Origin of the sequence: uncultured Fibrella sp., assembly GCF_964250085.1 — a bacterium.
Lineage (GTDB): Bacteria > Bacteroidota > Bacteroidia > Cytophagales > Spirosomataceae > Fibrella.
Map to the genome: position 1 here is coordinate 796574 of NZ_CAXUEC010000003.1, position 13633 is coordinate 810206.

General features: G+C 53.5%; 12 protein-coding genes. 10 read left to right on the forward strand and 2 right to left on the reverse strand.

Annotated features, from left to right (window positions below):
- Position 1: 1 nt before the first annotated feature.
- A complete protein-coding gene (locus ACFE8Q_RS12970) occupies positions 2-2269 on the reverse strand; it encodes a gliding motility-associated C-terminal domain-containing protein (RefSeq protein ID WP_375445817.1) in 2268 nt (755 codons plus the stop codon).
- A gap of 174 nt (positions 2270-2443) precedes the next feature.
- Between ACFE8Q_RS12970 and rlmD the strand changes: the two genes are divergently transcribed.
- The 7 genes from rlmD to rplT all read left to right on the forward strand — a co-directional run bounded on the left by rlmD (position 2444) and on the right by rplT (position 9849).
- The gene (gene rlmD / locus ACFE8Q_RS12975; protein ID WP_375445818.1) at positions 2444-3922 is read left to right on the forward strand and encodes a 23S rRNA (uracil(1939)-C(5))-methyltransferase RlmD; all 1479 of its coding nucleotides are present in this window, start codon (positions 2444-2446) and stop codon (positions 3920-3922) included.
- Between the two features lie 116 nt (positions 3923-4038).
- A complete protein-coding gene (locus tag ACFE8Q_RS12980; protein WP_375445819.1) occupies positions 4039-4950 on the forward strand; it encodes a class I SAM-dependent methyltransferase in 912 nt (303 codons plus the stop codon).
- A 40-nt stretch (positions 4951-4990) separates the two neighbouring features.
- Positions 4991-6283 (forward strand): tetratricopeptide repeat protein, encoded by a 1293-nt coding sequence (locus ACFE8Q_RS12985; protein ID WP_375445820.1) that lies wholly within the window; start codon positions 4991-4993, stop codon positions 6281-6283.
- A gap of 115 nt (positions 6284-6398) precedes the next feature.
- Positions 6399-8357 carry a threonine--tRNA ligase gene (thrS, locus tag ACFE8Q_RS12990; protein ID WP_375445821.1) on the forward strand — a complete coding sequence of 653 codons (1959 nt, stop codon included), beginning with the start codon at positions 6399-6401 and terminating at the stop codon, positions 8355-8357.
- A gap of 124 nt (positions 8358-8481) precedes the next feature.
- Entirely contained in the window at positions 8482-9039 is a 558-nt protein-coding gene (infC, locus tag ACFE8Q_RS12995) for a translation initiation factor IF-3 (protein ID WP_207327562.1), read from the forward strand.
- Between the two features lie 147 nt (positions 9040-9186).
- Entirely contained in the window at positions 9187-9384 is a 198-nt protein-coding gene (gene rpmI / locus ACFE8Q_RS13000; RefSeq protein WP_375445822.1) for a 50S ribosomal protein L35, read from the forward strand.
- Between the two features lie 123 nt (positions 9385-9507).
- Positions 9508-9849, forward strand: coding sequence for a 50S ribosomal protein L20 (gene rplT / locus ACFE8Q_RS13005; protein ID WP_207327564.1), 342 nt, complete (start codon positions 9508-9510; stop codon positions 9847-9849).
- A gap of 92 nt (positions 9850-9941) precedes the next feature.
- Here rplT and ACFE8Q_RS13010 read toward each other — a convergent pair whose 3' ends face one another.
- Positions 9942-10409: a nuclease A inhibitor family protein gene (locus ACFE8Q_RS13010; protein ID WP_375445823.1), complete on the reverse strand. Its 468-nt coding sequence runs from the start codon at positions 10407-10409 to the stop codon at positions 9942-9944.
- Between the two features lie 183 nt (positions 10410-10592).
- Here ACFE8Q_RS13010 and ACFE8Q_RS13015 point away from each other — a divergent pair, with 183 nt between their 5' ends.
- From ACFE8Q_RS13015 to dnaK, 3 genes are all read left to right on the forward strand, one after another.
- Entirely contained in the window at positions 10593-11144 is a 552-nt protein-coding gene (locus ACFE8Q_RS13015; protein ID WP_375445824.1) for a hypothetical protein, read from the forward strand.
- A gap of 122 nt (positions 11145-11266) precedes the next feature.
- Positions 11267-11503: a hypothetical protein gene (locus tag ACFE8Q_RS13020; RefSeq protein WP_375445825.1), complete on the forward strand. Its 237-nt coding sequence runs from the start codon at positions 11267-11269 to the stop codon at positions 11501-11503.
- 6 nt (positions 11504-11509) lie between these two features.
- On the forward strand, positions 11510-13447 hold the full coding sequence (gene dnaK / locus ACFE8Q_RS13025; RefSeq protein WP_375445826.1) for a molecular chaperone DnaK: 1938 nt from the start codon (positions 11510-11512) through the stop codon (positions 13445-13447).
- The last annotated feature ends 186 nt before the right edge of the window (positions 13448-13633 follow it).

A 13633-nucleotide genomic window follows, 5' to 3' on the forward strand; every position in this document is an offset into this window, starting at 1 on the left:
GTTAGCGCATTACGGTGAGCATGCCTTTGTAGGTCTGTCTACCGTAGACGACCGTGTAGTAGTAAACGCCCGCCGGATAATCGGGCGCATACCAGCGAAAGGCTTTATCGGTTGAATCGAACACCGATTTGCCCCAGCGATTGTAGACCGTCACCCGCTCGAACCGGTCTGTACAGGTCTCGGCAGGTACGTTCAGCAGGGCAAAATAATCGTTCTTGCCGTCGTCGTTGGGCGTAATCGTGTTCGGAATCTTCATGTCGTCATAATTGATGACGGGCGTACGTAGTTTGAGAACCACACTGGTTGTGTCCGTGTTTTTGGGCTGACAACTGCCATCGGTATTGGCAAAATCGAGCGTGAACGTGGCATCACTTTTCCCCTGTAGCGCCGCACAGGTCGCCTGCCACGCGAACCCCGACTGTAGTTCCGGTCGACCGGTTTTGTTGCTGAACGTCATGCCCGCGCTGGCCAGATTGAATCCCCGTCCAAAGCCGGTTAGCTTCAGCGTGTCGGTTTTGTCGGGGTCATTGCCGAAGACGGTGAACCGCACGTTGCCCGAAGCCGTGTCGGAGGGAGTTACCACCAGTTCGATGACGCGGCTGGGTAAAGAGGTACGTATGCTCGGCGGCTGACTGGCTACCCCCTGCGCCGTTAGCCTGACGGTAGTGGTGTCGCGGCGTTCGATCGAGCACCGTTTATTGATGGCAATAAAGTCGACGAGGTAATCTGTCCGGGTAGCTTGCGCGCAGGTCGGTTTCCAGACAAACGGGCTGGAGACGGTGGCCGTGCCCGATTTTGGGGTGAACGTCATGCCCGCACTGGCCAGTTCAAAGCCACGCCCAACGGCCTGAATCGTTACCGCACCATTCTGCGAGTCCTTTCCTATCCCGTTGAAGGTCAATGACGTACCTACCGTCACCGTCGTCTGTGCATTACGCAGGTCGGTGCTGGCGGCAGGTTTGGTGGCGGGTGTAGCGTTTACCAGGACCTGAATATTCAGCGTCGTGCTCAGGCCCTGCGGGCAGCCGTCGTCGGTCGCTTTAATCTGTAATGTCACAGCTTTGCCGTTGTTATATAGCGCACACGCATCGAAACAAAATTGAGCCGTCGTTGTGTCGCGGCCCGTTTTCGACACCAGCACGCCCGGCGTAATAGCCAGCCCCGCAAGCGAGCCGCTTCCGTTGGCAATCGAGATTGTCTGATTGGCGTTGGGGTCTGTCACAAACAGCGTCAGACAGGCGTTGTCGGTATCGTTCAGGGTAAGCAACGTACCTTCTTTATAAAAACCAGTGGCACCCTGCGTCTTCATCAGCAACACGGGCGGGTCGTTGATGGGGCAGTCGATGGCCTTCAACTGGTAATCGCGCCGGACCCGCCCGATAGCTATTCCCTTTCTATATTCGACCACCTCAACCGAAAAAACATATAATCCTGCCCGGCTGGCCGTCACGGTCAAAATACCCGTTCGGGCATTTACCTGCAACGGTACAGTACCCGGAATAGCATTGGTAGCGGAGTAGCCTGCACTCCAGGTAACTGTTGGGTACGGTCCGGCAAAGAACTTAGGTGCCGTTAATTGCGAGCCCACGCCGGGGTTAGGATTGTTCCGGTCGCTGTACCCGTTGTAGGGTGTTACCAATGAGTAAACGAGGCTGTCGCCGTCGGGGTCTTTAGCGGAGAAATCGAACGTAAACGGCCGGTTCAGGCAGATATAATCGCCTTTGGGGACCGTAAACACGGGCGACGAATTGTAGAGTGCCGGTGTGGTAGCGGATATGGCTGGAAATTCCAGGTAGAAGGCATCGGCGGCATCACCAGGGACATTGATATTGACGATGCCTGCGTTGCGACAACAACGTTCCCAGGAAATGTAGTAGCCCCCCGGATCATTGAACGCCTGAGGATTTAGCGTTACGTCGAGGCCGTAGCGAATCAGGCGGGTACTCTGGGTGGCTTGTGTGCAATTGGGAAGCGTTGATGCGATAAGCGATGAGCCCGTTTGCGGCAATTCAATACCCGATAAAAATGCATTGTCGCGTTTGCGAAAAACGCCAAGCACAACCGTCACATCTTCAGCCCCCGGATTGCCCGTCAACTGGTCGAAGTACAGGTTTAAGTTAATTCGGTGCGTGAAGGCTTTGCCCGCGCCGAGGTATTGCAATTCGATCTCGCCCCCCACGATATGGGTTGCCTTTGCCAGCCCCGGCAACAACCAAAAGAGGCCAACGAAAAGCAGGAAATGATACGCTGTACGGTACTGTTGAGTCATACAAATTAGGACAGGGTACACATGGTCCGATTACGGATGCTTAATTTAGCAGTTTTTACAGAAAAAAGGGGTCAACGTTTACTACCTAAAGTTCAACGTTTTTTGCTAGTTAATTGACTATCAATAGCCTGACAAACGTTGAACCTTGAACTTTACACGTTGGACCACGTTTAAATGCGCCGTCATAAACACAAACAACCCCAGCTTATCGCCAACCTGTTGGTAGCCGACGTAGCTGCCGAGGGAAAATGCATCATCAAAACCGACGAAGGTGTCATCTTTGTCGAAGGTCGCCCCGGTTACCCAATGCCCGCGCCCGGTGATATCGTTGATGTAAAAGTTGTCAACCAGAAAAAGCAATACCGCGAGGCCGTTGTCGAACGCATCGTCACGCCCTCTCAGGTACGTACCCAGCCGTTCTGCGAGCATTTCGGGGTTTGTGGCGGGTGCAAGTGGCAGCACATCCAGTACACCGAGCAGCTACGCTTCAAGCAGCAACAGGTCGTCGATCACCTTACGCGCATTGCCAAAGTTCCGTTGCCCACTATTCAACCAATTGTTGCTGCCCATCCCACTCAGTATTACCGCAACAAACTCGAATTTACCGTAGCCGCCGGTCGCTGGCTGACGCAGGCCGAGGTCGACGCGGGTGAACGCATGGACTTCCGCGCTTTGGGATTTCACGTACCTGGCCGGTTCGATAAAGTGCTGCCCATCAATCATTGCTACCTCCAGCCCGATCCGTCCAACGACATTCGCCTGGCCGTGGCCGATTACATGTTCGCCCATAATCTGGCGGCGTACAACCTGAAAACGCATGTGGGTTACCTGCGGACGCTCATCATTCGCACGGCAGAACCTCACGCCGGCAACGTACCTGGCGAAAGCAAGCCGGGCCAGGTGATGGTGACGATGCAGGTGGCGGAAGATCATCCCGATACGCTGGCCGGGTTGCTCGATCATCTACGCGAGCGTTTCCCGCAGATCACGTCGCTGAATTACATTATCAATCGGAAGAAAAACGATAACTACGGCGATCAGGAAGTGATCAACTACGCCGGGAAGCCCTACATCGAAGAGCAAATGATATCGTCGGCCGATCAGCCGCCATTGACTTTCCGGATCAACGCCAAGTCGTTTTACCAGACCAACGCCATTCAGGCCCAAACGTTGTATAGTATTGCCCGCGACATGGCCGGTCTGACAGGCAACGAACTGGTCTACGATTTATACACCGGTACAGGCACTATCGCTCTTTTTGTGGCCCGGCAAGCCAGGTACGTTGTCGGCATCGAATATGTCGAAGCAGCCGTGGCCGACGCGCATGTCAATGCCGAGGTAAACGGGATTACCAACGCCTCTTTCCACGCCGGGGATATGAAGTTGCTGTTGACCGATGAATTTTTCGCCCAGCATGGCCGCCCCGATGTGGTGATCACCGACCCACCCCGCGCTGGTATGGATGAGCCCGTTGTTCGTCAATTGCTAAAAGCAGCGCCCGAAAAGATCGTCTACGTAAGTTGTAACACCGCCACGCAAGCCCGTGATATTGCCTGGCTCGACGAAGCCTACCGCGTCGAAGCCATCCAGCCCGTCGACATGTTCCCGCATACGCATCACGTTGAGAATGTGGTGCTGTTGATAAAAAAATAGTTTGTGGTTTGTGGTCCTTAGTTTGTGGTTGCGCTGCTACTCTAAACCCCTGAAGGGGGCTTACTTGGTAGCAGCGCAACCACAAACTAAGGACCACAAACCACAAACCCCCTTCTATGACCCTTCTTACTCCCCCCGCCTGGCCCGATTATGAATTGATCGATTCGGGTGATTTTATGAAGTTAGAGCGGTTTGGCACCTACGTGCTGGCCCGTCCTGAACCACAGGCTATCTGGGATTGCTCGCTGTCGGAGGCGGAATGGGAACGTTTGGCCCATGCCACCTTTCGCCGCGACAAACAATCACCGGAACGGGGCGACTGGCTCCGGCTTAAGCCCATCCAGGAACCCTGGACTGTCCGGTTCAATCAGCAGGGCCTAGACCTGACGTTGAAACTGGCCCTTACGTCGTTCAAACACGTTGGGCTTTTTCCGGAGCAGGCTGTTAACTGGACCTACATTCACGATGCCGTTAAGGCATTGCCCGTAGAGAAACCCCGCGTGCTGAACCTGTTTGCCTATACGGGTGGCGCTTCACTGGCCGCCCGACAGGCAGGAGCCGACGTTACCCATGTCGATTCGGTAAAGCAGGTGATTTCGTGGTCGCGGGAGAGCATGGCGATGAGCAAGCTCGACAATATCCGCTGGGTGGTTGAAGATGCGGTGAAATTTGTTCGTCGTGAAGAACGGCGGGGCAACACCTACCACGGCATCATCCTCGACCCACCCGCCTATGGACGCGGCCCGGATGGCGAGAAATGGGTGCTCGAAGAACAGCTCAACGACCTGCTGAAAACCTGCGCTGCCCTGCTGGACAAACAGGATTTCTTCTTCATCATCAACCTGTATTCGCTTGGCTTTTCGGCCCTGATTCTGGATAACCTAATGGCACAATGCTTCGGCAGCGCCATCGGAACAGGTGGGCAGCGGGTACGTTACGAGCAGTCGGGTGAACTTTTCCTGACCGATTCCCAGCAGAAACGGCTCCCGTTGGGCGTTTTCTCTCGTTTTTCTTCCGTAGCTTTGTAAAAATCAGTTTACTGGTTGCAGTTTACCGTCTTCAGTTGCGTTGCTCATCCCGGCAACGTACCTGAGCAACGCAACTGAAGACGGTAAACTGCAACCAGTAAACTACAATTGCCTTGGGGACATTTTGCGGTACATATTGATCCTGTTGGTGGTCGCCACACTGGCGTCGTGCAGTAGCGGCGACCGGCGGCTTTCGCGCATCCCACCCCTCCCCCAGGCCTCCGACAGTGCCCAGACAGCCAACACGCTCCGGGCACTTGGCCGCGCTATCAATCAATCGTCATCAGCTACCGCCTATGCCAAGCGGGCGATGTTGCTACTGTCGGTAGGTCGCATAGCCGAAGCCCAGGACGACATCGACGAAGCCATTTCCAGAAACAACAGTACGGGCTTTTTCTTTCTGGTACGTGCCCAGATCATGCGTGCCCTGAAGAAACCCGAACGGGCCTTTGAGGATGCACAGCGGGCCGAGATTCTGGGCATTAACTCGCCGGAGCTTTTTACGCTCATTGGCGACGTATTGCAGCAGCAGGCACAGTATCCCAAGGCCCAGTTGTACATCGCCAAAGCCTTGCAAATGGCTCCATACGACGGCGAAGCACATTTTTATAGTGGCCTGATGGCTGCCAAACAGGGCGATACCGTTCAGGCACTGGCGCAATACCAGCAGGCATTGCAATTGAAGCCCCGTTTTCTGCCGACCTATAACCAGCTCACGGCCGTTCATCGCTCGTTGGGCGATCTGAACACGGCACTGGCTTATAATGAAAAAGCCATGCAGTATTTCCCGATCAATGCTGAACTGTTGTTTCAGCGAGGCATGATTTACCAGTATGCCGGCCGGGCCGACAGCGCCTTGATCGCCTACCAGCGAACAGTATCGATGCAACCCGATTATGTACAGGCTTATTTTCAGGCTGGTCTGATTTTTGACCGTTTCCGCAATTATGCGGCCGCACTGATAAACTTTGAGCAGGTACAAAAACGGAAACCAACCTTTCCCCGAATTGATTTCTACGTAGGGCACGGAGCCGAAATGACCTACCAGTGGGATCGTGCGCTGGCCCAGTACACAACTGCTTTGCAGAAAGACCCGACCGATCCCGCCGCGCAGGCAGGGCTCTGGCGGGTGCAGCGGCGACAGCAGGCGAATGCTTCGTATACTGATTATTTATTGAATCCGACATCGCCCGAGACAGGCTTATTGCAGGGAACCCGAACGCCCGGCGGGCGTACACTCGACACCAGCCGGATCCGTATCGCCCCGATACAGCCCCGAACCCGAATTCGTTCGATGAATGATTCAACATTTAAAGTGAAACAAATTGACTAAATCAGTTTACCGTTTTCTTTCCGTTTATCGTTTTCAGTTGCTCTGCTAAATAATATGAATGTTGGCTAGCAGAGCAATTGAAAACGATAAACGGAGAACGGTAAACTCAAAGAATATGACAACTCAGGATATACAATTACAGGTGGCATTGCCCGACGGCAGTGTCCGCGACTACCCGGCCGGTTCGTCGGGGCTCGACGTGGCCCTTGGTATCAGCGAGGGGCTGGCCCGCAATGTACTGGCCGCCAAAGTGAACGGGAAAGTACAGGATGCCACCCTGCCTATCGACGTACCTGCCGACGGCAAACCGGTGTCGGTACAGTTGCTGACCTGGAACGATCTGGAAGGCAAATCGACGTTCTGGCACTCGTCGGCACACTTACTGGCCGAGGCCCTGGAAGCCCTGTACCCCGGCATTAAGTTCGCCATTGGCCCGCCCATCGAAAACGGTTTTTACTACGATGTCGATTTTGAAGGTAAGCATTTCTCGCAGGATGACTTCAAGAAAGTAGAAGACAAAATGCTGGAACTGGCGCGGCAGAAAAACGCCTACCAACGCAAGTCAGTTAGCAAGGCCGATGCCATCGCCTACTTCGAAGACAAAGGCGACCCGTATAAAATCGACCTGTTGCAGGGCCTCGAAGATGGCAGCATCACGTTCTACACACAGGGCAACTTTACCGACCTCTGCCGGGGGCCGCACATTCCTAACACGGGCTTCATCAAGGCGGCCAAGCTCATGAACGTGGCGGGTGCCTACTGGCGCGGCGACGAGAAAAACAAGATGCTCACCCGCATCTACGCCATCACGTTTCCGAAGCAGAAGGAGCTTGACGAATACCTGACGCTGCTGGAAGAAGCCAAGAAGCGCGACCACCGCAAGCTGGGCAAAGAGCTTGAGTTGTTTGCCTTCTCCGAAAAGGTGGGGCAAGGGTTACCACTCTGGTTGCCTAAAGGGGCGATCATTCGCGAACGGCTCGAAAACTTCCTGCGTAAAGCGCAGGTACGTGCCGGGTACTCGCCCGTGGTGACGCCGCACATTGGCAGCAAGCAGTTGTACGTTACCTCGGGTCACTGGGAGAAGTACGGCGAAGATTCGTTCAAGCCCATTCTGACCCCCGATGTGGGTGAAGAATTCCTGCTGAAACCGATGAACTGCCCGCACCACTGCGAGATTTACAAGACCAAACCACGCTCCTACCGCGACCTACCCCTCCGGCTGGCCGAGTTCGGAACGGTGTATCGCTATGAGCAGTCGGGCGAGTTGCACGGCCTGACGCGGGTACGTGGCTTTACGCAGGACGACGCCCATATCTTCTGCCGCCCCGACCAGGTGAGCGAGGAGTTCATGAAGGTGATCGACCTGGTGCTGTATGTCTTTAAAGCGTTGGGTTTCAACGATTACAGTGCGCAGGTGTCGCTCCGTGACCCCGACAATGGCACGAAGTATATTGGCTCTGACGAGAACTGGGAGAAAGCCGAAGCGGCCATCATCAATGCGGCGAACGAGAAAGGGCTGCCTACCGTTATGGAGAAGGGCGAGGCTGCTTTCTACGGTCCCAAACTTGATTTTATGGTGCGTGATGCACTAGGCCGTAAATGGCAGTTGGGCACCATCCAGGTCGATTACAACCTCCCCGAGCGCTTTGAACTGGAATACACCGGTGCCGATAACCAAAAGCACCGGCCCGTCATGATTCACCGCGCACCCTTCGGCTCGATGGAACGCTTTATTGCCATTCTGATTGAAAACACAGCCGGTAATTTCCCACTCTGGCTGTCGCCCGATCAGGTTGCCGTCCTGCCTATTTCGGAAAAATACGAGGCTTATGCCAACGAGCTTTTCCTACATTTACAGGAGAACGACATCAGAGGTTTCGTGGACGTGCGTGACGAGAAAATCGGCCGTAAAATCCGCGATGCAGAAGTGGCCAAAGTACCGTTTATGCTTATTGTCGGCGAGAAAGAGCAGGCAGAGGGCCGGGTGTCGGTTCGTCGTAAAGGCGAAGGCGATCTTGGCAGTATGACTGTTGCTGAATTCACAGCGCTATTTCAGGAGCAAGTGAAAATTTAGTGTCTAGTTTCAAGTAGCCGACGCTGGAGTACTCTAGCGTCGGCTACTTGAAACCTGAAGCTTGAAACTTTACCCTTTCCAATTCGTTTACCAAACCAACAAGTAGTCACATTAACCAAACCATATGGCATTACCCCAACGGAGACCACCCCGTCGCGTGGTGGAAGAACCCTACCGAATTAATGAACGCATCCAGGCTCGCGAGGTGCGTGTTGTCGGCGAAAACGTCGAGCAAGGCATTTTTGGCATTCAGCAGGCATTAGCCATTGCGAAGGCCCAGAGCTTAGATCTGGTGGAGATTTCACCAAACGCGACCCCTCCGGTTTGCCGCGTCATCGACTACTCGAAATTCAAGTACGAGCAGAAGAAGAAGCAGAAAGAGATTAAGTCGAATGCCCAGAAAGTAGTGATCAAAGAGATCCGTTTTGGCCCGAATACGGATGACCACGACTTCGAGTTCAAACTGAAGCACGCCCTGACGTTCCTGAAAGAAGGTGCCAAGGTGAAAGCCTATGTTCATTTCGTGGGTCGTTCGATCGTGTTTAAAGACCGGGGTCTTCAGATCCTGGAGCGTTTCTCGAAAGGCCTCGAAGAAGTAGGCAAGATCGAGCAGGAACCTAAACTCGAAGGCAAACGCATGATCATGTTCCTGGCCCCTAAAGCGGTGCAGGTGAAGAAATAGGAAGTTTGAGGTTTGTAGTTCGGTGTTTGTAGTTGCTTCGCTGATTTAGCAGAGCGACCACAAATACCGAACTACAAACCTCAAACTTTTTTCGTACCTTTGCGGCCTGTTTATTTAACGCGACCGGCGTACCGGCCTTAATCAATCATGCCAAAGCAAAAAACCAACTCGGCTGCCAAAAAGCGTTTCAAGCTGACCGGCACCGGAAAATTAAAGCGGAAGCACGCCTTCCACTCCCACATTCTGACCAAGAAAACCACCAAGCAGAAGCGTAACCTCGTTCACTCGTCGACCGTACACCCGACGAACATGACGCGTATTAAAGCCCTGTTGCGTTTAACCTAGTCAAATTTTCGGTTATCTATTTCACCCGACAAAAGGCACAAAAGTGTAGGTGACAGTGGTTTAGAAGTTGTCTAGTCTTCTTCGCTGTTTAACGTACCGCCCGCGTCAAAAAAAGCACTTACTATGCGTTCAGTCAATCACGTCGCCTCACGGGCACGTCGCAAGAAAATTTTAAAACTGGCCAAAGGATTCTATGGCCGTCGTAAAAACGTTTGGACAGTGGCAAAAAATGCCGTTGAAAAAGCGTTAGGTTACTCATACCGTGACCGTAAAGCCAAGAAACGCGATTTTCGCGGTCTCTGGATTCAACGGATCAACGCAGGTGCCCGTCAACACGGAATGTCTTATTCGGTATTCATTGGCGCCCTGAATAAATCAGGCATTGAATTGAACCGGAAGGTACTGGCCGATCTGGCCATGAACCACCCGGAGGCCTTCAAAGCGGTTGTCGATCAGCTTAAATAAACAGACCTTCTTTACTGCAAAACCCCGGCTGAGTCAGCCGGGGTTTTGCGTTTGTATAAACCTTATAGGTTTTCAAAACCTATAAGGTTTGGCTACGTTTCAATCACCTTCGTTTTCAGCCCAACGCGGGGCTCACCTTCTTTGGGTTTGCCCAGCAGGTAGACGTCAATTTCGGTTTGGCCAACGCGGAATACCTGACGGTCAGTGAGGGTGGTTTCCAGGTACGTCTTCAACTCCTGAAACTGGGCAGTTTTGGCTTTTTCCTCCTCGCCGAACCAATCCTCTACGGTCACGACAGGCTCCCAGAAATCGGCCTCGGTTATTTCGTCCACGTAATTGGAGGGCGGCAACATGAGCCAGTCTTTGATGTGGCTAACTGTCAGGGGTTCAGCCATGCGCAGGTACGTCTCCACGGGTTCCAGCGGCTCATCAGATTCACTGGGGTATAACAAATCAGTTAAGAGCGGAGTTACGCGTGTTACGAATGGGCTGGTCGCCGACTCAGATTGTGCAGTTGAGTTGGCTTCAGGTACGTTACTATCTGGCGATTCGGGCGTCATAGTTGTGGTTTGATCAGGCAAGTGTAAAATAACAACGGAACGGCGAATGTTTGCAGAAACAAATGCCCGACGTTTACAGATACCGTTACCTTGACACCAATAGTAAGTATTTACCCTCAAGTCGCTACATTTGGTAGCTTAACAAAGTCTAAATCAATCATCAAATCTTTCCCGACTACTATTATGTTCGAGACCCTAATGAACCTTGTCCAGCAGAACGCGGGCAGCGCTATTGTCAACAATCCCGCCATTCCAAATGAGCACAACAACGCCGCGATGGAAACGGTGGTGCAGAGTATGCTGGGTGGCCTTACGCAGCAGGCACAAGGCGGTGGGCTGGGCAACCTGCTCGGTATGGTTGTCAATGGTGGCGGCAACGTGCAGGACAATCCAGTGACGCAGGGCGTACAACAGCATGTTGAGCAGAGCCTGATGCAAAAACTGGGTATTTCGCCGCAGGTAGCCATGTCGGTAGCGGGTGCGCTGGTGCCCGTAGTGCTTGGTAAGCTGATGCACAAAGCGGCTGACCCTAACGATTCAAGCGTTGACGGCAACACCATTATGGGTGCCGCAACCGGGCAGCAGGGTACCGACTGGATGGGCATGGCTGGTTCGGCGATGGCCGACGGCAAGCTGGATATGAACGATCTGATGCGCGTGGCAGGCAGCCAACTGGGTGGTGGCGGTGTCGGTGGCCTTGGCGGTATGCTGGGTGGCCTGTTCGGCGGCAAGTAAAAACAGCCGCCATTTACGACGGCACATTCTACCTTTTCAATACGCTTTATCCGAAAAGCCCGTGGTCGTAACTACGGGCTTTTTTTACGGTCGTTTGCCAGCCCCATCAGCCGCAACGGGCCATGAATAAAGTACTGTCACCTTCCACTGCCATCTACACACATGGCCTGCCAATCCGGCCCGCTACGTTGATTTTCACTGCCAATCTGTCACAAAACCGAACAAAAAAGTCGACTGGCATTTTGCTTGTTATAGGTGTGGTAACCGGCTACTTCGACAGTAACCGGCCGATCATTAACCACAGTATCATCGCTAAACATCATCTGACTGTTGCGCATTGGCCCAACAGTTTACATTAACCAAATATGGGAAAGATCATAGGCATTGACTTAGGCACCACCAACTCGTGCGTAGCCGTGATGGAAGGTAACGAACCCGTCGTTATTCCAAACAGCGAAGGTCGGCGTACCACACCATCGGTAGTGGCGTTCATGGACAACGGCAATGGCGAACGTAAAATCGGTGACCCCGCCAAACGCCAGGCCATTACCAACCCACAAAACACCATTTCATCGATCAAACGGTTCATGGGCAAACGCTTCAACGACGTGGCCAATGAAACCAGCCAAATGCCGTATACGGTAGAGCGTGGCCCCAACGACACGCCCCGCGTACGCATCGGCGATCGTCAATATACGCCTCAGGAACTGTCGGCACTGATTCTGCAAAAGATGAAGCAGACCGCCGAAGATTATCTGGGCCAAACTGTAACCGAAGCCGTTATCACGGTTCCCGCTTACTTTAACGACGCCGAACGGCAGGCCACCAAAGAGGCTGGTCAGATTGCCGGTCTCGACGTAAAACGGATCATCAACGAACCAACGGCAGCAGCCCTTGCCTACGGTCTGGATAAGACGAGCAAGGACATGAAGATCGCCGTGTTTGACCTTGGCGGTGGTACGTTCGATATCTCTATCCTGGAACTGGGTGATGGCATTTTCGAAGTAAAATCGACCGACGGTGATACACACCTTGGTGGTGATGACTTCGATCAGGTGATCATTGCCTGGTTGGCGCAGGAGTTCATCAACGACGAAAACATTGATCTGCGGAAAGACCCAATGGCCCTGCAACGCCTGAAGGAAGCCGCCGAGAAAGCAAAGATCGAATTGTCGAGCTCATCGTCAACGGAGATCAACCTGCCCTACATCATGCCGGTAAACGGCATTCCCAAGCACCTGGTACGTACGCTGACCCGCGCGAAGTTTGAGCAACTGGCCGATTCACTGATTCAGCGGAGCCTGGAGCCTTGCCGTCGCGCCCTGAAAAACTCAGGTCTGAGCGCCAGCCAGATCGACGAAGTGATTCTGGTGGGTGGGTCAACGCGGATTCCGAAAGTGCAGGAAGAAGTAGAGAAGCTGTTTGGCCGCAAGCCATCGAAAGCCGTTAACCCCGACGAAGCCGTAGCCATTGGCGCTGCCATTCAGGGTGGTGTGTTGACGGGTGAAGTAAAAGACGTGCTGCTGCTCGACGTTATTCCGCTGTCGCTGGGTATCGAAACCATGAACGGTGTGTTCACCAAAATGGTAGAGGCCAACACGACGATTCCGACCAAGAAAACGGAAACGTTCTCAACGGCATCCGACAACCAGCCGAGCGTGGAGATCAACGTGTTGCAGGGTGAGCGTCCGATGGCGGCTCAAAACCGTCAGCTAGGCCGGTTTATCCTGTCGGATATTCCACCAGCACCACGCGGCGTCCCTCAGATCGAAGTAACATTCGACGTGGATGCCAACGGTATTCTGAACGTTACGGCCCGCGACAAAGGCACCGGTAAAGAGCAGAAGATCCGCATCGAAGCCAGCAGTGGCCTCACCGACGCTGAGATTACCCGGATGCGTGAAGAAGCGAAAGCAAACGAAGCATCGGATAAGGCAGAGCGGGAGAAAATTGAGAAGGTGAACAGTGCCGACTCAATGATTTTCCAGACCGAGAAGCAACTGAAAGATTACGGCGACAAACTGTCGGCAGGTAATAAAGAAGCCATCGAAAGCGCCCTGACGCAATTGCGTTCGGCTCACGGTTCACGTGACGTAGCCGCCATCGACACGGCAATGGAAGCCATCACCGCTGCATGGAACGCCGCTTCGCAGGAAATCTATGCCGCCACGCAAGGTCAGGAAGGCGGTGCCAACCCGATGGACGGCTTCGGCGGACAGCCCGGCGGTGGCCAGCCAAACGGCAGCCAGGGCCAGCCAACCGACAGCGACGTATCAGACGTTCCGTACGAAGAAGTGAAGTAATTTCCTAAACCTGTAAGGTCCGAGAAGTGACCTTATAGGTTTGAGTTCGACAAGTGAAAGTCCCTGCCCACATAGCAGGGACTTTTTTTTATCGCCAGGTACGTAATCGATATTCTTTAATACCAGTTAGCAAACGGTAAGGATTGAGCCGTTTTCGCTTTACCAGGTACGTTACTGGTGATAGTC

What these genes read in the sequence shown, in the direction of transcription:
- ACFE8Q_RS12970 (WP_375445817.1), bottom strand. Translation starts at nt 2,269, where the DNA reads ATGACTCAACAGTACCGTACAGCGTATCATTTCCTGCTTTTCGTTGGC.
- rlmD (WP_375445818.1), top strand. Translation starts at nt 2,444, where the DNA reads ATGCGCCGTCATAAACACAAACAACCCCAGCTTATCGCCAACCTGTTG.
- ACFE8Q_RS12980 (WP_375445819.1), top strand. Translation starts at nt 4,039, where the DNA reads ATGACCCTTCTTACTCCCCCCGCCTGGCCCGATTATGAATTGATCGAT.
- thrS (WP_375445821.1), top strand. Translation starts at nt 6,399, where the DNA reads ATGACAACTCAGGATATACAATTACAGGTGGCATTGCCCGACGGCAGT.
- infC (WP_207327562.1), top strand. Translation starts at nt 8,482, where the DNA reads ATGGCATTACCCCAACGGAGACCACCCCGTCGCGTGGTGGAAGAACCC.
- rpmI (WP_375445822.1), top strand. Translation starts at nt 9,187, where the DNA reads ATGCCAAAGCAAAAAACCAACTCGGCTGCCAAAAAGCGTTTCAAGCTG.
- rplT (WP_207327564.1), top strand. Translation starts at nt 9,508, where the DNA reads ATGCGTTCAGTCAATCACGTCGCCTCACGGGCACGTCGCAAGAAAATT.
- ACFE8Q_RS13010 (WP_375445823.1), bottom strand. Translation starts at nt 10,409, where the DNA reads ATGACGCCCGAATCGCCAGATAGTAACGTACCTGAAGCCAACTCAACT.
- ACFE8Q_RS13015 (WP_375445824.1), top strand. Translation starts at nt 10,593, where the DNA reads ATGTTCGAGACCCTAATGAACCTTGTCCAGCAGAACGCGGGCAGCGCT.
- ACFE8Q_RS13020 (WP_375445825.1), top strand. Translation starts at nt 11,267, where the DNA reads ATGAATAAAGTACTGTCACCTTCCACTGCCATCTACACACATGGCCTG.
- dnaK (WP_375445826.1), top strand. Translation starts at nt 11,510, where the DNA reads ATGGGAAAGATCATAGGCATTGACTTAGGCACCACCAACTCGTGCGTA.